Genomic DNA, 16,673 nt, shown 5'->3' with positions numbered 1-16,673 from the left:
TCAGTATCCTGTTACAGAGTCGGCGGCGCGCTGCGCTGCCCTGGTGGCGTTGCTGTTGATGGTCTGCTTGCGATCCCGCTCCGGCATGGCACCCAAGCACAGGTACTGGGATGCGTCAGCAGGGTGGGAATACTGGTTCTTGTCTGGCTGCTCGGTGTACTTGGTGGCGCCTGCCACGTTGAGCTGCTTGTACTGGTATCCGGTCTCGTAGGCTTTGATGATGACCCGGCAGTGCGGGCTGATAAGCAGGGCTGGCTGACCCTTACCGACAAGGCGTGACATCCACCACCGAACCCCCTCAAGGCGCGCCATCAGGTTGTTGGTGTAGGCCGGTTCGGCGGGCATCCCCTTGTTGTTCAGCACCTCAAAGCAGGTGGTCTCATCTGCCTGACTGCGCCCTACCCCTGCCGGGTCCCCCCAGATGGTGAACTCCATGTTGGCGTAGCGGCTGGTCAGCAGTGGCGACAACTGCTCATCAATGAAGCGCTCGATCCCCATACCAGTGGCCACCACCTCATCCAGAATGCGCAGCTGCCCGAAGGCGGTGATCTGGCCGATGATGGCGGCTGGGGTAAGCTCGAAGTCCATGCCAATGACGATGGGCAGCGACTTGATGGGACCGAGCTTGTCCTTGGCGACGTGCAGATCCCGGTTGAAGTGGTCGATAAAGACCGGCTTACCGGTGGCCACAGTGGCAAAGCGGTTGCAGATGCGCGAGCGCACCCAGTTCAGGGTCTTGCCGCCAAGCTGGTCAAACCAAGCGTCATACCCCTTCTTGTTGTTCTTGACGTTCTCTGCCTTGGGGTTGGCCACGAACCGGCGCCCCAGATAGTCACGGAAGTAGCCGGCATCGATAAGGGCTTGCAGGTCTGGCGAGATGGGCGCACCGGGCGACACCTCTACCAACGCCCCTGGTTGCTCGTAGAAGCTCCAGCCGACCGGCTTGAGTGAGTTGCCGTCGTCATCCTGCTCGAATTCGAATTTGTGCCACCAGTGGTCCTCGTCCGGGCTGTTGGTGTCCATGATGAGGCCGCACCACGTCGGGCCGCCGTCCTTACCGGATGGGTAACGGGCCTGCACCGCCCGGGATGCCGCCTCGTTGACAATGTTCAGGTCGAGGAACTGTGCCTCATTAATCCAGACGCCAGTCATCTCTAACGACAGCATCTTGCGGATGTCCTTGGGCCTGTCCATCGACAGGAAGAAGAACTCAGCCTCGATGGTGGTCCTGCCGTCCGGGTGCGGGATCCGCATCATGCCGACTATCGGGGCGTCGAACTTGATGGGGCACACCTCTTCCGGGATCCAGTCCTGAAAGGTCTTGATGACCGTGGCCTTGAGTTCGCCGTAGGTGTTACGGATGCAGACCCAGCGAGTCTTGCGTACGCCGTCTGCGTTGGGCTCCTGATTGATGGATACGTCCAGCATGAACATCACGCAGCCGACGCTCTTTCCTGAGCCTACCGGCCCGCGCACGGCGGCGATCATTGGCCGATCCCGATGGATAGCCTCAAAGGTCGGGCTCGGGGCATAGGTAATGGTCCTAATCTCCATCGCCTTCCCCGCCCCTGTTCATAAAGCCCAGGTTCCACAGCACCTGAACGCCGGTATTCTTGCCCTTGCGCAGCAGCTCGTACTCGATGCGGGCTTTGTCGGTCAGCGCCTTGTCCTTTTCGGACTGCACCCGCTTGTGGTTGGTGCTCTCGACGATGTACGGGATCTCGACGATGGTCTTCTCGAGCTGCACGATGCGGCCGAGTACGTTATCCATCGCCCGGGTGGTGGAGTTGTAGAGCTTGTAGAGAGACATTCGCTGCTCAATATCCAGCTCGTCCTCTGGCAGCTCCAGATCCTTGGCGATGCGGCCGAGTGTCAGCACCCCGTTACGGAACCCGCAGCGCATGGCGACCAGCTCGTCGGACAGGTTGGCCTTCACCGCATCCTCGATCACCTCATCGGGAAAGAACTTGGCGTAGACCCCATGCCGCTGGGCGGGCTGGGCCACTTTGGTGGCGCGAGGCTTATCGGTTTTCTTGCGGTGGTCACGCTCTGGGTTGAGCGCGTCATTCACCTTGCCGGCAGTGCGGCGCGGCGGCCGCTTGGCTGGCGGCTTCTTGTCTTTGTTATCGGTCATGGTTATCTGGTACAGCGCTCCAGTGCGTCGATGTAATCGAGCAGGCGAGCCGTAGACTCACCAGAAAGAGAAACCCCGCCATCAGCGGCGGGGCTCCAGTCCAGATGTGGGGATGGCGGCGGGCAGTTAGGGCTTGTGCAGCTCGTCGCGCACCCGGTCAGAAGAAGGGCCAAAGCGATCAGAAAAGCGCCCTTGAGGGTCAGCGTGGTTCGCATCGTGTTCCTCTTGTATCTCTCTGGCCCGCTGGATGCGGAGCAGTCTCGCCAGCTCGTCAGCGATCAGCTCCAGCAACTTAAGGAAGGCTGTCACGGCCTTCGCGCCTTGTCTGCCGGCAGGTTCAGCGCCACCTTGTCCAGGATCTTGGCCAGTCCGGTCAGGAAGCTCTGCACCTTGCCGATCACCTCGTCATCCCGAGTGGATGGGGTGATTGCCGCCAGCTGGGCCAAGCCCTGCACAATCAGCGACGCAGCCCCGACAACCGCCATCAGGATCAAGATCCAGTGGACGGCAATATCAAACAGGTTCTCCATGTCTACCTCACAGGTTACAAATCCGGCTCAGCCAGCCGTAGGCATTGGCCTCCTGCGACTCCTGACGCTCAGCCAGGGTGATGCAGTGGGCAATTCGAAGGGAGTTGACCGCCTCGGCCAGCAGGCGCTTGCCACCGGCACCACGGACCTTGATGTACGCCTCCAGCGCAGAAAGAGAACGGGGCCCGATGGCCCCGTCTGCTTTCACGTCTGGATAGAGTTTTTGTCGATCGTTCAGCACATTCAGCAGGCGCTGCAGATCGGTAGCAGCTCGACCAGGGCCGGAGTTGACCCCGTAGTCAAAGAGGTAGGTGGCCAAGTCAGCATCGAACACCTCAATGGTGGAGAGGTGCAGCTGGTTCCAGAAGGAGGTGTAGACCTTGATCGCCTCCGCCTTGGGGTAGTCACGCATGTGGCCTGTGTAGCCGAACTGGCGAGCGGTGGCCTGAGTCACCCCCCAGCGAGTCGGGCCGCCGCGATCCTCTGCACGGTCAGTGAACCTGTCACCGCCCTCGCGCTGGATCACCTCGTCAATTACCTGTAAACGGATGCTCATGATGTACCTCCTTCATCCGGGATGCCCAATCTGCGCTTGATAAACCGCTCAATCATGAAGAGTCCTCGCCCGCCCATGTGGCCGGTGATGCCGGTGGCGACAGCGGTCATATACCAACTCATGTGCATCTCGGTGCAGATGTAGGCCATAAGCAGACCGGCAAAACCTGAAATGGCCCATTCACCAGCCAGCTCAGCAAGCGAAAAGGTCAGCGCCCGATCCTGCTTTAACCTTGATAGGTAGCTGGCGGTACCACCCCATAGGGCGAGCACAACCATCCACAAATACCCACCGTTTGGCCCAGCTACGCGAGAAATCCAACTTCCAGCTTGCTGCAGTTGATCACCGCTGCCTGCATCCATGTGAACTCCAGAAATGAAAAAGCCCGCACAGTGGCGGACCAGAAACGAAAAAGCCGGGCTCAAAAAGAGTCCGGCTATGATGGATAGATTTTGTGCCACGCGCCCGCAAATAGCAAGCAATCGCAGATATTGGATGCTGTCGGATTATTGACGGTTACAGAATTCGCATTCAGTTAGATGGCATGGAAGTATCAGAAGTAGCCGTCACTGGGTTTATCGTATGCATTGGTCATTCTCTTATAGCCAAACAAGTCCAACCCGCGAACCTGACCAATCTCATTTGGATGCACAATACTTATTAGCTGGCAATCTTCAACGGCTGGGTTGTCAACATCAATCGTATAGTTACGCACATCAATCTTGTGGCATACCAGCAGATACGCTGGCATATAAATTGACATTTTTGACTCTTCATCGATCTTCACAATGCCCAGCTCAATCAGGTGCTCTAAATCTAGCTCTACCCCCCAGTCAGAGAACCAGGAGGGCCCGCCATCATCATTATGCAAATAACCCGCACTTATGACCAATGGCTCAAGCTCTCGCGTGTTTGCAAGAGCGTATTCAAGCAGCTCTGATGCTCTCATTACTTCATCTTCCGGTACCGCTCCACCTGCTGGAGGAAGAATGCCTGCATCTCACCCTTGTAGTTGCTGGCCTCACTCTCTGCCGGTGTCTTGATCTCCGGGTTCCGTTCTTTCCAGACCGCATAGGCGGCAGCCTTCTCTACTTCCACCCGCTCTTGGTCTTGCTGCGGCAATTCGCACAAGTTGAAGCTCAAACCTGATGCTCCTTCATCCACTCACGAAGGGCATGACTGTGGTAAATGGATCCATTCCACTGGAACTGGTTAATCGTGTCCTCAGCACAAGCCTTTATCAGGTCTCCTGCATCGGAGTCGAACACCGAGTCATCCTTGAGCTCAATGGTGCAGATACATGCCTTTGAGTCGTAGAACACACTCTTTACATAAGTGTGCAGGTCTGATGTGGCTAACATATGAGTGAACATCAACATCTGTGATAACTCAGTCGCCTTGGCGTAACGCGACTCTATTTTCACGCCGAATGCGATAATGGTGTCTACGTCTGTCTGTCGCGCCTTCTCATCGAAATAACTCATCAACAACCTCGCATATTTCCGTAGGAAAACACAAAGGCACCAAGAGGTGCCTTTGCCTTCATCATTCGCATTGTATTTGATTGAGTCGCAACTGAAAGTGACCTACATCAGAAAGATCACGCCGCCTTAGCCTTATCCAGGTACTGATGGAATTCCCTTACCGCATCGGTGTAGCAATACTGCAGCTCTTGGGCGGCGTTGCGCTCTGCGTCGGTGGTCAGTGCTGGGGCTGCTATGTACCCGGCGTGGCAGTGCGGGCAGGCGTGCGGCTTCGGCTTGGTGAGTTCCCCGGTACCGGAGCATGCCGGGCAGCGCCCACCCTGGGTGTCACGCTCACAGCGGGAGACGATAAGCGCCCGTACCCGAGTAGCGTTATCGAGATCCCCCAGTAACTCCAGCTCGCGGGCCCGCTTTGCTTCACGGCGGCCATATGGGTGATGGCGCTTATAGAGTCGCAGCAGTCGCTCGCTGTCTCCGTTCAACTCAGCCACGTTCATCACCGCGCTGACCGGGTAACTGGCGACCAGCTGGCGCAGTGCGGTGCCGTCGGTAAGGTGGCGGGCGCGCAATACCTTCACCCCTATCGGGTGGATATGCTCGGCGTGAGCCAGAGCAGCCAGCACCTCCTCACGCCCCACGCTATCCGGTGAACGACCGGAGCGCTGTGATTCTGCCTCGATAGATACAGCCTTCGGGCCGTGCAGTTTGATAAGAAGTTCGATACTCATGGGTTGGTCCTCTGGTCTTGGTCCTGATTGAAAGCGGTGAGCAGCCAGGCGCGCAGCTGGCCGGATTTGACGTGTTCCGGGGTGACCTCAAGCACGGTCCACCCGAGCAGGGCTGCCTCGTTCATCTTGGCGCGGTCCTCAACGAACCCTTTGCCGCGAGTGTGGCGGCCACCGGAGTGAATGCCACCGTGGATCTCGACGGCGATCATGCGGGTGGGCCAGGCATAGTCGAGACGCCAGCGGCGCTTGGGGTGGAACACCAGCTCGGTGGTAGGGTCAGGGAAGCCGACCAGCTGGGCCAGCACTCGCTGGTGCAGCTCATCCACCTGCTGCGCCTTCTTGACCTTGTTCACCACGGCCTTGGCTTTCGGGTTGTTGCCGAGCATGCGGCTGGCAGCGATAGCGGAGAGGTGGATCATGCAGCTACCCCTCTATCAATTAGAACCCGCACCTCTTTGTTAACATCGTTGCGCTCGATAACAACCCGACATCCGGGCACCCGAATGACACCTGAAACAACAGAGAGTACGCCAACCTCAAACCCGGCATCACGTATCCGTCTACTCAAAAAAGCGGCCTGATGATGCACGACAGGCAATTGGGACAAATCTTGCTTGCTGATGTAGGCATCCATCTCCCATTGCGGGATGGTGACGATAGTTGCTGTCATGCAGCCCCCTTCACACTGACAAGCCCACGCACCACCCAGCTATGCAACTGACGGGTCAGGGCGCTATAGGTGACCTCTTCACGCTCCCCGGGCTGCCAGTCGTAGGCGATACGGCCATCAATGGCGTCATGGCAAGCGCTGCACGCCTCAACCGCCACTAAATCATCCCCCTTGAGGGCCATTCCATGCGGGGCGCTTGGCAGGTGAGCCAGCACCGTGGTTTCAGTGCCACCGATGCAGACCCCGGCAAGCTGGATCTTGCAGGTCTGGCCGCGAGCGCCATCGCGCAGGTCGCTGGAGCGGATTGGGCTGGTCTCGAATCTCATCCGGCAAACCCCATCAGCTGGGAGCAGGCGTTCTCAGCCTCCTCCTCGGTGGCAAACTGCTTGCTCAGCACATAGCGCCAGCAGACCCCGAATACAGCCCGGTACAGGTCGGAGAACTCGGCCTGCTCCATCTTGGCGAAGCTGACGCTCTTGGCCTCCTTGCGCATACCGCCATCCGGCAGCATCACCACGGTGTAATAACCGGCCTCGACAGTGAGCCACTTGCGCATCACCTCAAACGACTTCTCAGCCTGGGGGCCGTGGCGTTCAACGCGGCTGCTGGCCAGCTGGTCGATAAACTCATCCTTGGCCTTGTCCAGCACGTTGCCGGCGCCGAACTGGGCGAGGTAGCGAACAAACCTGGACAGGATCCCCTGCTCAGCCGGTGAGACCATGCCGCCAGTCGGCTCCCAGTAATCGAAAGTCAGGTTGAGCAGGGCGAAGAAACGGCGGTGAAACGCCAGATTGCGGCGCCCCTTGCCCTTGGCCAGGATGGTGGTACCGATCGGCATCAGCTTGATGGCTTCGGCGTCGGCCGGAGTGGACGGGGCAAGCACCCCGCCGGACATTTTCAGAAGGGTAAGCTCCATCCTCACCCCCGCTTGGCTTTGTTGCGGCGCTTGGTGGCGGCACGCTGGCGTTTGGCGGCCCTGTCATTGCGCGGGTTGGACACTGGCCAGCTGCGATTTTTCAGGGTGATAGGCGAGCGGGAGGGACCAACCCAGGCGCGCATTCCTGCCAGCATGGCAAGGCGAACCTGCAAGCGAAGGTCTGTGCCGAGCTGGCGAGCCATGTAGAACGTGGAGGAGAACAAGCTCATGCCGCCACCTCACCAGTCAGGTTCAAGCACAGCTGGAGCTTTGCGTGGATAGCTGCCTGCTCCTGGCTCAGCGCATACTTCTCGATACGACGGCGGGCCAATCCCTGTCCGTGCACTGTGCCGTTGGCAACTGATACCGCCTCTCTGCGGGTGAAGTCGTGCTGCCAGTTGGTAAGCTCGTGGACAATGCGGATCTGCTCGGCCATCCAGTTGAACGCGCGGATGTAGAGCAGTTTGAATTGTGCAGCTTTCTTGCCGGTGAACCCCATGACCAGGAATACCATGCCGTCCTTCGTCATCAGGCACTCGGGTCTTGGATTGCCATTTTTATCAATGAAATCAGTCAGCTCAAAATTGAGCGCGGTAAATTCCTCATCACAGTCCAGCAAGCGGATAGCTCGCAGCACGTTGCGATGATCTTTTCCAAACAGCTCGGCTACCTTGCGGGAAGTGGTGAACGCCTCCCCGTGCTTGGCGATCACCAGCTCACTGAATAGCAATTCCTGTTCGGGGCTTATGGAATGGTCAGCCAACGCAGAATTGCGCTGGTTGTTAAAATTGACGGTGCAGCCCAACTGGGTCGCAACGGATAGATCTCGGGTAGTCAATTTGGTCATGGTCGGGTCCTTTTGGTCAAACTGCCGGGTGGTCTAAGTCCGGCACCTTCGATGTTACGGCGCGTTATACCGCTTGTCACTGGTTGGCAAGGCCCTCTCCATCAAAGTTATCCACAGTCTCGCTTGAGGCACCCTCATCTCAAGCCTTATATGAGTTGACTCTCAGCCATTCCGGCCCCTCTTTCACTTGCTCTGGAGTCGTACTGAGCAGCTAAGAATTTAATAAAATCATCCGGCCAACTTACTCAGATTCTCCCCCGAAGAGCCTTCATTCAAACCTTAAAAATATTTCACTTTATTTTGCTCAGATGAGTATCATTGCCAGGTGGTTCCTATCTCTCACTCTGGGCCTCCCGATGGCGACGTTCTAAACAGCCAGAACACCGGTTAAAGTAACTATCTGGGGCTGTAACCTAGGGGCGGTAGCGTTGCCAACGCTTACCACACCACTGTTGTTATATACAGTCAAATATGCTGCCGCAAGCGCAAAAAGATGAGATCAAGTGAGCACTTTCAACTTCAGTGAGCACTATATAATATATTAATTATTGATATTCTGTATCATGGCAGGGCACAGATAGATAATATTAGCAACATGTTGCCCACGCTTACAAATAGAGAGGATGTTTTGAAAAAATATAGGTATGACCCAGTTATTACAGGTCTTGTTGTGGGGCTTGGAGCGTTAATGCTTTGGTACTATTCCAGTTTGGCAATTGAAAATAAAACTGTGCCTGTGTATTTAGACTATATTATGAAATTTATTAGCGTTTTAATTGCCACATTAGTTGGTGCATTTTCTGCCTTTATCTTTAATAGGAAGATAGAAGATGGGAGGCAGAATAAGATATTAATTGAAAACCTAAGGCATGCGAATTTTTTAATCGCGGTAAAATTAAATCAGTTAAGAGTTCTTAAGCTTCGTTACCTAGACCCTTACGAGCATCATGAACTTCGCTGGGGAGTTATGAAAGCATGCCCTGAAGTTAATGAGAAAACAAGCATTGACTTTTCAAACTTAAGCGTAGTCCATGACAAACACCCACTGCTACTAATGAAGATAGAGCTAGCAGAAGAGAGCTATAAACTTTCTATTCAAGCACTAAACAGTCGCTCAGTTTTACATACAGATCAGTTACAACCTGCACAAGCTGAATATTTGAAAAAAACAAATTCGCATGATTCATATCTAGCATTTTCAAAGCAAATTGATGATACTCTTCTTAAAAAGATGGAAGCAGCAACAGACAATTGCTACATGATAATACCAAAAACGATAGAGCTTTTAATTGAAAATCAAAAAGAAATGCTAGATGCTGCTCGCAATATGTTTCCGAATATAGAATTTTTTGACCATAATAAATTTTATGAAACCGAGCCAGAATAACCACCCATTTAAATAGATGAGCAAAACTTGGCACACTCTGTTTGAATCCACCAGATTCTACGACCCAATAACTTAGGCAGTGCGGATACGTTACTTATTAAATTAGCAATACTAGGAGTATGCATGGCAACCAAAGGGCAATTTACAGGAATGACAGGCTCATTTCTGGTGGCGGCTCAACTTTCCTCTAGGGGTCTAGTAACTTCAATTACATCAAGAAGTGCTGCCGGAGCAGATATCCTTGTAACGGACGCGGAATGCGATTCTGCCTTTGCAGTGCAAGTCAAGACCAACGGTAAGTCTGCTGGTTTCTGGATATTGGGAAAGAAAGAACCATCGAAAGGAAGTGATTCTTATATCTACGCATTCGTAAACCTAGGAAATAACCAATCAGGTGATGTAACGGGTGACTATTACCTTGTTCCAAGCAAAGTTGTTCGCAAGCTCGCCAGATATGGCGGTGCTAGTTGGCCTAACTACTCAGTGTACAGAGAAGATATTGAAGAATATCACAATAATTGGGGGGTATTCGTAGATCACTAGCTCCTTCCTTTAAAGGAACATCTATCGAAACTCCTCCATTTCACATTAAACCACTTAACCAAACTACCTCAGGTGACATATGAAGTTTATTGATGCCAAAAATGAACTGCTTCAGATACTACAAGATGCAGATACACGATTTGTTTCTTCATATCAAATTTGCATTACCGTTGAGACAAAATTCCCTAAACTATGGAAGTTTATACAAAGCGAATACGGTACCGCTATAGGTAATCCAACAATGGGAGCTGGTGCAGGACAACATTACTCTCCAGCATCATTTGTTTCCCAAGCCCTTGAATATTTCAGCAAGACAACAAAAGAAATTAAAAAAGAATACTTAATATGTGAGGGTGTGAACTTTAGCAATATAGAACCAGGCTACACAGGAAACGTTGTGGCCATCTGGGCATGGCAAGAATAAAGAACGCCGAACTAATGGTACAAATCGTTCGTTGCATTCAGAGGGACAACTAAAATCCTCACTTAACCAAGCCTAAGAAAGGCTCTAATTAAACCACTGCTGAACGCATAAGGAGATCATCTAATGGCCACTACTATGTATTTCGAGGAAACGGTAAAAGATCAAGGTGGAAAAACGGAAATGGATCTAGAAATTGGCCGTTCTTCATTTTATCCAGAAGACAGCATCTACATAACTGTAGACGGGAAAACCGTAATAATGAACCGGAAAACAGCTAAAAGATTTGTGGAAGCGGTCTATTCTGTCGGCTTCTACCACGGTTTCATAGAATAAAAACCTTCAAGCAAGGCTCTCAGAGAGCTAATTGTACTCGCAGGGACCGGCTAAAGCCGGTCCTTTAGATTAATCATCGCATAGACTAATAACCGAATGAAAATCCACACCTACTGCGTTAAAGCCCCCCTAGACCAAAGGATCTGACATCAACGGTCATATCCCCTGTATCAAACACACTGACATCATGTCGCTGACCAGTCTAACAGTTGCTAAACCTCCGACCTTTCTTTATCTCTCAACACCAGCACTGGCGCGCCTCTCAGCCGTTCGGCCTCCTCCGCCACTTGCTCAGGCGTCGTGTCGAGTACCAGCCAATGCCCTGCCCCGCGCTGGCAATCGGTGTGCCCCAGCACGGCGATTTCGTCTGCAACCTCCAGCAGCACCCGCTCCCCGCACCAGCCACGGACGGGCGGATAGATCACCACCCGGCAGAATTTCGCGGCCTTGACCGCGGCGATCACGTCAGGATTGAAAAAATCAGCCATCCCACCCCCCTTTAGCAGGCTTGCTCTTGCTGCGATCCACTTCTGCCGCGTGTGCCATGCGCGCAACCTCTTGCTGGTCGATGTTTGAGATCACCCCGTCATGGAACTGGCAATACGCTGTGCCTGTCTTGCCGCCACGGTTTAGCCTAACCAACAGCTCCATCACCCCGGCCATTGGTGAATCGTCGTGATAAACCTCATCGCGGTAACAACCGATCCACACATCACAATCCTGCTCAATCTGGCCTGTGTCACGACTATCGCTCGGCACCGGGCGCTTGTCTGCTCGCTGCTCGAGCCCACGGTTCAACTGCGTCAGGAGCAACACCGGGCACCCCATCTCCTTGGCCAGCATCTTGAGCGCCTTGGTTATCGCGCCATAAGCCAGATCGTTGCGCTCAGCCTTGTCGGCAGTCATAAGCGTCAGATAGTCAACGGCGATCAGGCCAAGCTGACCGAATTGACGGCGTAAGCGTCGGCTTTCTCGCACGACCTGATGCACTGTTAAGCCAGGCAGATCTGCGATATGGAGTTTGGAGTTGCCAAGCTCTGCGGCAACGGCGTAGGCCTTGTCCATCTTGCACTGGTCGCTCATAGACTTGAGATCCTTGCCAGATACGCCGGATGCTTGAGATACCATTACCTCAAACAGCTCTCCCCGTGTCATTTCGAGAGAGAACCCCACCACAGGGAGCTTTTTGACCAGAGAGGTGTGATTGCACAGACTCGCCATCAGCGTCGTCTTGCCCATCTTTGGTCGAGCACCGATACAAACCAGCGCGGTTAGGCTGATCCCTCCCGGGTAGAGCAAATCATCCAGAGATGGAATGCCGGTGGCATAACCGGTCATCTCGCCAGGCCTGCGATTAGCGCGCCGGTCAAGCTCATCACACCAATCCTGCACAATCTCACTGGCCGGAACAGCGATCCCGGTGACCCCGCCAGACCGCTTAGCATCGACCTCAGACAACAGCAACAGCAACCCCATCGCAGCGAACCGCTCATCGGTCGTGCTGAAACCTGGCTCAACCATTGCGGAGATGCAGTCATGCAGCTTTGCCACTGCAAACCGCCGTTCGGCAGCGCTGCGCACGATCCCCCCATAGGTCACGATGTTCGCCGCGCTTGGGGTGTTCTTGGCGATCTCAACCAGATAGGCAAACCCGCCAGCCACATCGAGCTGGCCATCCTGCTCAATGCGGTTTTGCACAGTCATGATGTCAACCGGGTGTCTGGCAGCGACCAGTTGGCTGATTGCACCGAAAATGATCTGGTGCGGGCGACTGTAAAAATCGCGATCAGACAAACCGAGATCGTGGAAGGCATCGCTACGCAGCATCAAGCCACCAAGAACGGACTGTTCTGCCTCGAAGTTGTGGGGCGGCACAAACCCAATGGCGTCATTCGTCATTGAATCGACCCTCCCTCACGCCGAGATAACAACGCTCGGTCACCAAAAAGTCTAAGTTCTTCGGCTTCCAGGATGACTCGCCATCACGGCGCGTGCGGCTCTCACACATCCAGCGGCAATTGGTGGCGATGAACGCCAAATACGCACGCCAGCGTGTCTCGTCGAATTTGAACTTACCCCAGAAGTTACGGATCTTGGTTTTACGCGAATCCGTCAGCTCCCGAACGGCTGGCATCTCAGGGAGTATTTCGTGGTAAGCATCCAGGATCGCCTGATACGGAGTGTGTTTTACTGTTCGCTTTTCGGGGGTTGCTGCTGGGGGTTCAGCGCTAGCTGATGCCCCATCAGTAGTTGTCTTTACTGTCTTTGATATATTGTCTTTTGTGTGTCCGATTACCTCTGACACCTGTGTCATGGTTTCTCTGACACTTTCTGTCATGGTTTCTCTGACAATGTCAGACTTTCTATGACACTCTGAAATGTCCCAGTCACTTAGGTTCTTGTTGGGTCCAATTTTGCTACCTTCCCACACAAGAACCTTCATGCGAATCAGTGTGTTCTTAGCCAGGCTAACTGCCTGCCGAGACAGTTTTGTGCGCTTTGCAATCTGGCTATCAGCAATGCGATCTACCTTTTTGTTGAACCCATAAGTGCAACGGCAGATAGCATGCGCAACCTTTTGCTCGTTCTTGCTTAAATCAGACTCAATGAGTGCGTCATACAGCTCGTTGGCTAAGCGGGTATAGCCATCGTCAAGATCTGCCACACGAACCTCCTGCGGCGCGCTATGTGGTCGTCTGTCTGGAAATTTAAGTAACGCCGCCATCTCACACCTCCAATTCATCAGCCAATCGGCGCACAGCCAATTCGTATTCGCGCTGGGTAAGCCCCTGGCGCTGTAATTCGCGCTTCCTGAGCTCATAGAGCTCCCATGTTGATGGGGATGACGGGTTAGGCATGGCCCACCTCCTGCTCGGTGAATTCACACCCTGGGCATTCAAATGAGCGGTCATCGGTACCAGTGCGCAGCTCGCTGCCACACATCGGGCAGTGATCCAGATCGGCACAAAGGGGGTGGCCCAGCGGGGCCGTTGGGTTCATGGTCATGTTGAGGTCCTGAATTAACAGCCCGGTGGTGAGGCGGGCCTGATTGATAATGGTTATGCGCTTGGCTGCTTCTCGGCGCGTTCGATTTTGCGGGCCATCAGCTCGCGGGAAAGCCGGGTCGCTGTGCGATCAGTGCCAGCAGCCTGCGCAATGGTGATTACAGAGTCATCTTCCAAGTGAAGAGCCAACTCATGCATGACTGCTTTCAAAATGATGTTGCTGCGCTCGCTAATGGGCTGAGCAGTTTTATGTGACATAGCGACTACCTACTTAATATTGAGTTGACCAGATTACGGAATTTTTCATATCCGCCCTTGAGTTTTTCTACCGGAGTCTTATGGCGCTCACTCTCGTAAACAGCCTCATCATCAGGAGTGAACGCAAGCTTTCCGTACTCAGGCAATCCATATCCGCTAAGAATTTCGTCAATGGTCGCTGGCGGATACCCTTGCGCTATTAGAATTCGGCTGGCGCGTTTTACGGCTCTAACCAAAATCTCCGGCTCATGCTGAGATATGGAATTGAGTAGGGTTATTAGCGAGGCTCGGGCAAATGCAGTTTCAGTCATGCAAAATTCTGACGCGACTTCACGCCAAACCTCGCGCTGAGCTGGTGTTCCTCGCAATCTCAAGGCTGACATCGTGTCCATTTTTTCGTGATCGGGCAGTGCTGGTCGTCCCATTTGGTTGGTCCTCTGGTGGTTGGGGTAAAGCTGGCCGCTGGTCAGGCGGCCCGCTGGGTTTCCGTTTGCTCCGGGCGGTAATCATCAAGGCCGAAATCAAGTTGGCCACCGGAAGCGAAATGGATGCTGGCCGCATGCTTGGCAGGGATAATCTCTGGCCATTCGGACGCGGTGCTTTTGGTCACGCCAGCGGCACGCGCCATAGCGTTATTGCTGCCAAAAAACTGGATGGCTTGGTCTTTCTTCATTGGTCGGGGTCCTTTATATGGATACTGGTAATACAGAACCCATTTTGGTTCGCTTTTCCGAACAAGCCAACCATCGGCATAGCGCACAAGAAATAGGACAAAATGGGGGAGTGTTTTTTTATTCGAACGAGTGCGACATGAACTCTTTCAGAGATCGACTTAAATACATGCTCAATGAGCGCGGCTGGAACCAGGCCGATCTAGTGCGCAAGTCAGGTGTGAGCAAGGCGGTGATATCCGTTCTGCTGTCTGACCCGCTCAAAGATCTGCGCGTCAGCAGCCTGCTCTCAATAGCTAAGGCGCTCGGCTGCGACCCACTATGGCTCTATACCGGCAAAGAGAGCGGCACCTATGTGGCAGATACGCACCTCGGCAAAGTAGCGGTATGGGAAATGTCAGACCTCACCAAGTACCAAACCGATGCCCTCTACACGCTGGATGGAAGGGACACCATATACAGCGATTACGATGGGCAGCTGATCGGCATCATTGCCAACGATGACAACCTCGCAGGCTCCGGCATCAAGAGCGGTGATATCTGCGTTATAGACCTTGCCGACCGGACGCCGCGCCACAACGACGTGGTGCTGGCGAGGATAGTCAGCAGTGAGCAGGATCGGCTGCTTAAGGCGCTCGATGGCCTCTCTGGCATTACGCTGGTAACTGATGACCAACGCCTTGGAGTGGTGCCAATCAAGGACGCCATTGTCTTTGGCCGCATGGTCGAACTGCGCCGCAACACGAAAGAGTAACGGCACCAACTTCAATCAAGCCCGCATCACGCGGGCTTTTTTGTGCCCCCAATTTGGCAGCCACATCACCCACTAAAAAAATAGTTCGCAAAACCGAATATTTTCTATTGACGCTGGCGTTCGGCAATATTAACCTTTGCCTTGTTCGGTAAAGCAATCGAACAACCAAGACCGATAACAGCAAGGGGCAGCGTGGAAGGCGGCCAATCGTGGTGAAGGTCTTGGGATGGTGACAAGGGGTAATGAGGCGGCACCTGTCATCGATCCCGCCTAAATAGCTGTTCCGAATAGTAGATCACCGGAGGAAGGGAACTCAGTCCAGTTTGTGCGATCTGATTAGTCGCTAAACAAAACAAGCCACACCCAAAGGACTGAGTTGATGCCTATCCTACCACCTCTGCCACGACCACAACGGCGCCGCATTCACAAAATCATCCATGCCACCCGTGATAAAGGACATGCTCGTCGCTTGATGGCCATCTTGCTGTTACATGAAGGACGCACGATCACCGATGTTCATCACCTTACCGGCGCTGCGCGCTCGACCATCGGTCGTTGGCTTCGGTGGTATCGAGATGAAGGCATAGATGCGCTAGAAGCCTTACCGGCTGGCCGTGCCCCAGTCTTACCTATCGCCAAGATTGTCACCTTACTGGTGCTGCTCATGCAGTTTTCTCCGCAAGATTTTGGTTATCAGCGCAGCCGTTGGTGTACTGAACTATTGGCTATAAAAATCAATCGGTTAACAGGGCTCAATGTGGCAGCCTCCACGCTCCGCCGATGGTTACCTCGTATGGGCATTGTCTGGCGCAGGCCCGTGCCGACCTTGCGGATAAAAGACCCAGCCTATCAGGAAAAAATGGCGAATATCGACGCCGCGCTGGCCCGCTGTGATGCCGATAATCCGGTGTTTTATGAGGATGAAGTCGATATAGACCTCAATCCCAAATTAGGAGCCGACTGGATGTTCAGAGCGCAGCAAAAGCGGGTTGTCACACCGGGGCAGAATGCCAAGCATTATCTGGCAGGCGTTCTCCACGCAGGCAACGGAAGGGTACTTTACGTCAGCGGGATCAAGAAAAACTCATCGCTGTTTATTGCCATGCTGGAAAAGCTGCGCCACCACTACCGACGAGCCAAAACCATCACGTTGATCCTCGATAACTACATCATTCACAAAAGCAAACAGACCGAGCGATGGTTGAAGAAGAATCCCAAGTTCTGCCTGGTGTTCCAGCCAGTTTACAGCCCTTGGGTTAATCACATAGAACGGCTATGGCACAAGTTACATGAAACCATCACGCGCAATCATCAATGCAGAGGGATGGCAAACCTGCTGGCCCGAGTGAAACACTTCATGGATACCGTGTCTCCTTTCCCGGGGAATGGCTATGGCACAGCGAAGGTGTAGCACTATTGGGATCAGTTATTTA

At 53.7% G+C, this 16,673-nt stretch carries 29 protein-coding genes; 6 read left to right on the top strand and 23 right to left on the bottom strand.

What is annotated here, in order from left to right:
* The 16 genes from AB5Y84_RS10305 to AB5Y84_RS10230 all read right to left on the bottom strand — a co-directional run bounded on the left by AB5Y84_RS10305 (position 1) and on the right by AB5Y84_RS10230 (position 7,865).
* The gene (locus tag AB5Y84_RS10305) at positions 1–1,554 is read right to left on the bottom strand and encodes a TerL (RefSeq protein ID WP_368176869.1); all 1,554 of its coding nucleotides are present in this window, start codon (positions 1,552–1,554) and stop codon (positions 1–3) included.
* On the bottom strand, positions 1,544–2,134 hold the full coding sequence (locus tag AB5Y84_RS10300; RefSeq protein WP_368176868.1) for a hypothetical protein: 591 nt from the start codon (positions 2,132–2,134) through the stop codon (positions 1,544–1,546). The genes AB5Y84_RS10305 and AB5Y84_RS10300 overlap by 11 nt, the downstream gene beginning before the upstream one ends.
* 126 nt (positions 2,135–2,260) lie before the next feature.
* Complete coding sequence (locus tag AB5Y84_RS10295) at positions 2,261–2,443, bottom strand: hypothetical protein (protein WP_368176867.1); 183 nt, start codon at positions 2,441–2,443, stop codon at positions 2,261–2,263.
* Complete coding sequence (locus AB5Y84_RS10290; RefSeq protein WP_368176866.1) at positions 2,440–2,664, bottom strand: hypothetical protein; 225 nt, start codon at positions 2,662–2,664, stop codon at positions 2,440–2,442. The genes AB5Y84_RS10295 and AB5Y84_RS10290 overlap by 4 nt, the downstream gene beginning before the upstream one ends.
* Before the next feature lie 7 nt (positions 2,665–2,671).
* Positions 2,672–3,220: a glycoside hydrolase family 108 protein gene (locus AB5Y84_RS10285; protein WP_368176865.1), complete on the bottom strand. Its 549-nt coding sequence runs from the start codon at positions 3,218–3,220 to the stop codon at positions 2,672–2,674.
* Entirely contained in the window at positions 3,217–3,582 is a 366-nt protein-coding gene (locus tag AB5Y84_RS10280; protein WP_368176864.1) for a phage holin family protein, read from the bottom strand. The genes AB5Y84_RS10285 and AB5Y84_RS10280 overlap by 4 nt, the downstream gene beginning before the upstream one ends.
* A gap of 191 nt (positions 3,583–3,773) precedes the next feature.
* Positions 3,774–4,169 (bottom strand): hypothetical protein, encoded by a 396-nt coding sequence (locus AB5Y84_RS10275; RefSeq protein ID WP_368176863.1) that lies wholly within the window; start codon positions 4,167–4,169, stop codon positions 3,774–3,776.
* The gene (locus AB5Y84_RS10270) at positions 4,169–4,363 is read right to left on the bottom strand and encodes a DUF3283 family protein (RefSeq protein ID WP_139441060.1); all 195 of its coding nucleotides are present in this window, start codon (positions 4,361–4,363) and stop codon (positions 4,169–4,171) included. The genes AB5Y84_RS10275 and AB5Y84_RS10270 overlap by 1 nt, the downstream gene beginning before the upstream one ends.
* A complete protein-coding gene (locus tag AB5Y84_RS10265; protein ID WP_139441059.1) occupies positions 4,360–4,704 on the bottom strand; it encodes a hypothetical protein in 345 nt (114 codons plus the stop codon). Before AB5Y84_RS10265 ends, AB5Y84_RS10270 begins: the two co-directional genes overlap by 4 nt.
* 116 nt (positions 4,705–4,820) lie before the next feature.
* Positions 4,821–5,432, bottom strand: coding sequence for a hypothetical protein (locus AB5Y84_RS10260; RefSeq protein ID WP_368176862.1), 612 nt, complete (start codon positions 5,430–5,432; stop codon positions 4,821–4,823).
* Positions 5,429–5,851: a hypothetical protein gene (locus tag AB5Y84_RS10255; protein WP_279458745.1), complete on the bottom strand. Its 423-nt coding sequence runs from the start codon at positions 5,849–5,851 to the stop codon at positions 5,429–5,431. The genes AB5Y84_RS10260 and AB5Y84_RS10255 overlap by 4 nt, the downstream gene beginning before the upstream one ends.
* Positions 5,848–6,102 carry a hypothetical protein gene (locus AB5Y84_RS10250; RefSeq protein WP_279458744.1) on the bottom strand — a complete coding sequence of 85 codons (255 nt, stop codon included), beginning with the start codon at positions 6,100–6,102 and terminating at the stop codon, positions 5,848–5,850. Before AB5Y84_RS10250 ends, AB5Y84_RS10255 begins: the two co-directional genes overlap by 4 nt.
* Positions 6,099–6,428: a nuclease domain-containing protein gene (locus tag AB5Y84_RS10245; protein WP_368176861.1), complete on the bottom strand. Its 330-nt coding sequence runs from the start codon at positions 6,426–6,428 to the stop codon at positions 6,099–6,101. Before AB5Y84_RS10245 ends, AB5Y84_RS10250 begins: the two co-directional genes overlap by 4 nt.
* Positions 6,425–7,018: a DUF1367 family protein gene (locus tag AB5Y84_RS10240; protein ID WP_139441056.1), complete on the bottom strand. Its 594-nt coding sequence runs from the start codon at positions 7,016–7,018 to the stop codon at positions 6,425–6,427. Before AB5Y84_RS10240 ends, AB5Y84_RS10245 begins: the two co-directional genes overlap by 4 nt.
* A 2-nt stretch (positions 7,019–7,020) precedes the next feature.
* Positions 7,021–7,248, bottom strand: a complete 228-nt coding sequence (locus AB5Y84_RS10235) for a hypothetical protein (protein WP_368176860.1) — start codon at positions 7,246–7,248, stop codon at positions 7,021–7,023.
* On the bottom strand, positions 7,245–7,865 hold the full coding sequence (locus AB5Y84_RS10230) for a Rha family transcriptional regulator (protein WP_368176859.1): 621 nt from the start codon (positions 7,863–7,865) through the stop codon (positions 7,245–7,247). The genes AB5Y84_RS10235 and AB5Y84_RS10230 overlap by 4 nt, the downstream gene beginning before the upstream one ends.
* Positions 7,866–8,460: 595 nt before the next feature.
* Between AB5Y84_RS10230 and AB5Y84_RS10225 the strand changes: the two genes are divergently transcribed.
* From AB5Y84_RS10225 to AB5Y84_RS10210, 4 genes are all read left to right on the top strand, one after another.
* Complete coding sequence (locus AB5Y84_RS10225) at positions 8,461–9,252, top strand: hypothetical protein (protein ID WP_368176858.1); 792 nt, start codon at positions 8,461–8,463, stop codon at positions 9,250–9,252.
* Positions 9,253–9,375: 123 nt separating this feature from the next.
* Entirely contained in the window at positions 9,376–9,795 is a 420-nt protein-coding gene (locus AB5Y84_RS10220) for a hypothetical protein (protein WP_368176857.1), read from the top strand.
* Positions 9,796–9,874: 79 nt separating this feature from the next.
* Complete coding sequence (locus AB5Y84_RS10215) at positions 9,875–10,219, top strand: hypothetical protein (RefSeq protein WP_158653314.1); 345 nt, start codon at positions 9,875–9,877, stop codon at positions 10,217–10,219.
* A 123-nt stretch (positions 10,220–10,342) separates the two neighbouring features.
* Entirely contained in the window at positions 10,343–10,552 is a 210-nt protein-coding gene (locus AB5Y84_RS10210) for a hypothetical protein (RefSeq protein ID WP_368176856.1), read from the top strand.
* A gap of 212 nt (positions 10,553–10,764) precedes the next feature.
* Here the strand turns inward: AB5Y84_RS10210 and AB5Y84_RS10205 are convergent, their stop codons facing one another.
* The 7 genes from AB5Y84_RS10205 to AB5Y84_RS10175 all read right to left on the bottom strand — a co-directional run bounded on the left by AB5Y84_RS10205 (position 10,765) and on the right by AB5Y84_RS10175 (position 14,488).
* Positions 10,765–11,040, bottom strand: coding sequence for a hypothetical protein (locus AB5Y84_RS10205; RefSeq protein WP_368176855.1), 276 nt, complete (start codon positions 11,038–11,040; stop codon positions 10,765–10,767).
* Entirely contained in the window at positions 11,033–12,451 is a 1,419-nt protein-coding gene (locus AB5Y84_RS10200; RefSeq protein ID WP_368176854.1) for a replicative DNA helicase, read from the bottom strand. Before AB5Y84_RS10200 ends, AB5Y84_RS10205 begins: the two co-directional genes overlap by 8 nt.
* Positions 12,441–13,217 (bottom strand): replication protein, encoded by a 777-nt coding sequence (locus AB5Y84_RS10195; RefSeq protein WP_205756327.1) that lies wholly within the window; start codon positions 13,215–13,217, stop codon positions 12,441–12,443. The genes AB5Y84_RS10200 and AB5Y84_RS10195 overlap by 11 nt, the downstream gene beginning before the upstream one ends.
* 185 nt (positions 13,218–13,402) lie before the next feature.
* Positions 13,403–13,558 (bottom strand): hypothetical protein, encoded by a 156-nt coding sequence (locus tag AB5Y84_RS10190; RefSeq protein WP_279458736.1) that lies wholly within the window; start codon positions 13,556–13,558, stop codon positions 13,403–13,405.
* Between the two features lie 53 nt (positions 13,559–13,611).
* Positions 13,612–13,815, bottom strand: a complete 204-nt coding sequence (locus AB5Y84_RS10185; RefSeq protein WP_279458735.1) for a hypothetical protein — start codon at positions 13,813–13,815, stop codon at positions 13,612–13,614.
* 5 nt (positions 13,816–13,820) lie between these two features.
* Positions 13,821–14,240, bottom strand: coding sequence for a hypothetical protein (locus tag AB5Y84_RS10180; RefSeq protein WP_279458734.1), 420 nt, complete (start codon positions 14,238–14,240; stop codon positions 13,821–13,823).
* Between the two features lie 41 nt (positions 14,241–14,281).
* Positions 14,282–14,488, bottom strand: coding sequence for a Cro/CI family transcriptional regulator (locus AB5Y84_RS10175; RefSeq protein WP_279458733.1), 207 nt, complete (start codon positions 14,486–14,488; stop codon positions 14,282–14,284).
* Between the two features lie 17 nt (positions 14,489–14,505).
* On the opposite strand from AB5Y84_RS10175, the gene AB5Y84_RS10170 reads away from it, so the two are divergent.
* Together AB5Y84_RS10170 and AB5Y84_RS10165 are read left to right on the top strand one after the other, a co-directional pair.
* On the top strand, positions 14,506–15,240 hold the full coding sequence (locus AB5Y84_RS10170) for a helix-turn-helix domain-containing protein (protein WP_368176853.1): 735 nt from the start codon (positions 14,506–14,508) through the stop codon (positions 15,238–15,240).
* Positions 15,241–15,619: 379 nt separating this feature from the next.
* Positions 15,620–16,651 carry an IS630-like element ISAhy2 family transposase gene (locus AB5Y84_RS10165; protein ID WP_001809438.1) on the top strand — a complete coding sequence of 344 codons (1,032 nt, stop codon included), beginning with the start codon at positions 15,620–15,622 and terminating at the stop codon, positions 16,649–16,651.
* Positions 16,652–16,673 lie beyond the last annotated feature (22 nt).

It is taken from the genome of Aeromonas sp. s11, from assembly GCF_040907945.1.
GTDB classification, from domain to species: Bacteria; Pseudomonadota; Gammaproteobacteria; order Enterobacterales; family Aeromonadaceae; genus Aeromonas; species Aeromonas veronii.
This window is presented reverse-complemented; position numbering and strand designations above follow the sequence as displayed.

Coding starts and splice junctions, on each gene's coding strand:
- AB5Y84_RS10305 (WP_368176869.1), bottom strand. CDS start 1,554: ATGGAGATTAGGACCATTACCTATGCCCCGAGCCCGACCTTTGAGGCT.
- AB5Y84_RS10300 (WP_368176868.1), bottom strand. CDS start 2,134: ATGACCGATAACAAAGACAAGAAGCCGCCAGCCAAGCGGCCGCCGCGC.
- AB5Y84_RS10290 (WP_368176866.1), bottom strand. CDS start 2,664: ATGGAGAACCTGTTTGATATTGCCGTCCACTGGATCTTGATCCTGATG.
- AB5Y84_RS10285 (WP_368176865.1), bottom strand. CDS start 3,220: ATGAGCATCCGTTTACAGGTAATTGACGAGGTGATCCAGCGCGAGGGC.
- AB5Y84_RS10280 (WP_368176864.1), bottom strand. CDS start 3,582: ATGGATGCAGGCAGCGGTGATCAACTGCAGCAAGCTGGAAGTTGGATT.
- AB5Y84_RS10275 (WP_368176863.1), bottom strand. CDS start 4,169: ATGAGAGCATCAGAGCTGCTTGAATACGCTCTTGCAAACACGCGAGAG.
- AB5Y84_RS10265 (WP_139441059.1), bottom strand. CDS start 4,704: ATGAGTTATTTCGATGAGAAGGCGCGACAGACAGACGTAGACACCATT.
- AB5Y84_RS10260 (WP_368176862.1), bottom strand. CDS start 5,432: ATGAGTATCGAACTTCTTATCAAACTGCACGGCCCGAAGGCTGTATCT.
- AB5Y84_RS10255 (WP_279458745.1), bottom strand. CDS start 5,851: ATGATCCACCTCTCCGCTATCGCTGCCAGCCGCATGCTCGGCAACAAC.
- AB5Y84_RS10250 (WP_279458744.1), bottom strand. CDS start 6,102: ATGACAGCAACTATCGTCACCATCCCGCAATGGGAGATGGATGCCTAC.
- AB5Y84_RS10245 (WP_368176861.1), bottom strand. CDS start 6,428: ATGAGATTCGAGACCAGCCCAATCCGCTCCAGCGACCTGCGCGATGGC.
- AB5Y84_RS10240 (WP_139441056.1), bottom strand. CDS start 7,018: ATGGAGCTTACCCTTCTGAAAATGTCCGGCGGGGTGCTTGCCCCGTCC.
- AB5Y84_RS10235 (WP_368176860.1), bottom strand. CDS start 7,248: ATGAGCTTGTTCTCCTCCACGTTCTACATGGCTCGCCAGCTCGGCACA.
- AB5Y84_RS10230 (WP_368176859.1), bottom strand. CDS start 7,865: ATGACCAAATTGACTACCCGAGATCTATCCGTTGCGACCCAGTTGGGC.
- AB5Y84_RS10225 (WP_368176858.1), top strand. CDS start 8,461: ATGTTGCCCACGCTTACAAATAGAGAGGATGTTTTGAAAAAATATAGG.
- AB5Y84_RS10220 (WP_368176857.1), top strand. CDS start 9,376: ATGGCAACCAAAGGGCAATTTACAGGAATGACAGGCTCATTTCTGGTG.
- AB5Y84_RS10215 (WP_158653314.1), top strand. CDS start 9,875: ATGAAGTTTATTGATGCCAAAAATGAACTGCTTCAGATACTACAAGAT.
- AB5Y84_RS10210 (WP_368176856.1), top strand. CDS start 10,343: ATGGCCACTACTATGTATTTCGAGGAAACGGTAAAAGATCAAGGTGGA.
- AB5Y84_RS10205 (WP_368176855.1), bottom strand. CDS start 11,040: ATGGCTGATTTTTTCAATCCTGACGTGATCGCCGCGGTCAAGGCCGCG.
- AB5Y84_RS10200 (WP_368176854.1), bottom strand. CDS start 12,451: ATGACGAATGACGCCATTGGGTTTGTGCCGCCCCACAACTTCGAGGCA.
- AB5Y84_RS10190 (WP_279458736.1), bottom strand. CDS start 13,558: ATGACCATGAACCCAACGGCCCCGCTGGGCCACCCCCTTTGTGCCGAT.
- AB5Y84_RS10185 (WP_279458735.1), bottom strand. CDS start 13,815: ATGTCACATAAAACTGCTCAGCCCATTAGCGAGCGCAGCAACATCATT.
- AB5Y84_RS10180 (WP_279458734.1), bottom strand. CDS start 14,240: ATGGGACGACCAGCACTGCCCGATCACGAAAAAATGGACACGATGTCA.
- AB5Y84_RS10175 (WP_279458733.1), bottom strand. CDS start 14,488: ATGAAGAAAGACCAAGCCATCCAGTTTTTTGGCAGCAATAACGCTATG.
- AB5Y84_RS10170 (WP_368176853.1), top strand. CDS start 14,506: ATGGATACTGGTAATACAGAACCCATTTTGGTTCGCTTTTCCGAACAA.
- AB5Y84_RS10165 (WP_001809438.1), top strand. CDS start 15,620: ATGCCTATCCTACCACCTCTGCCACGACCACAACGGCGCCGCATTCAC.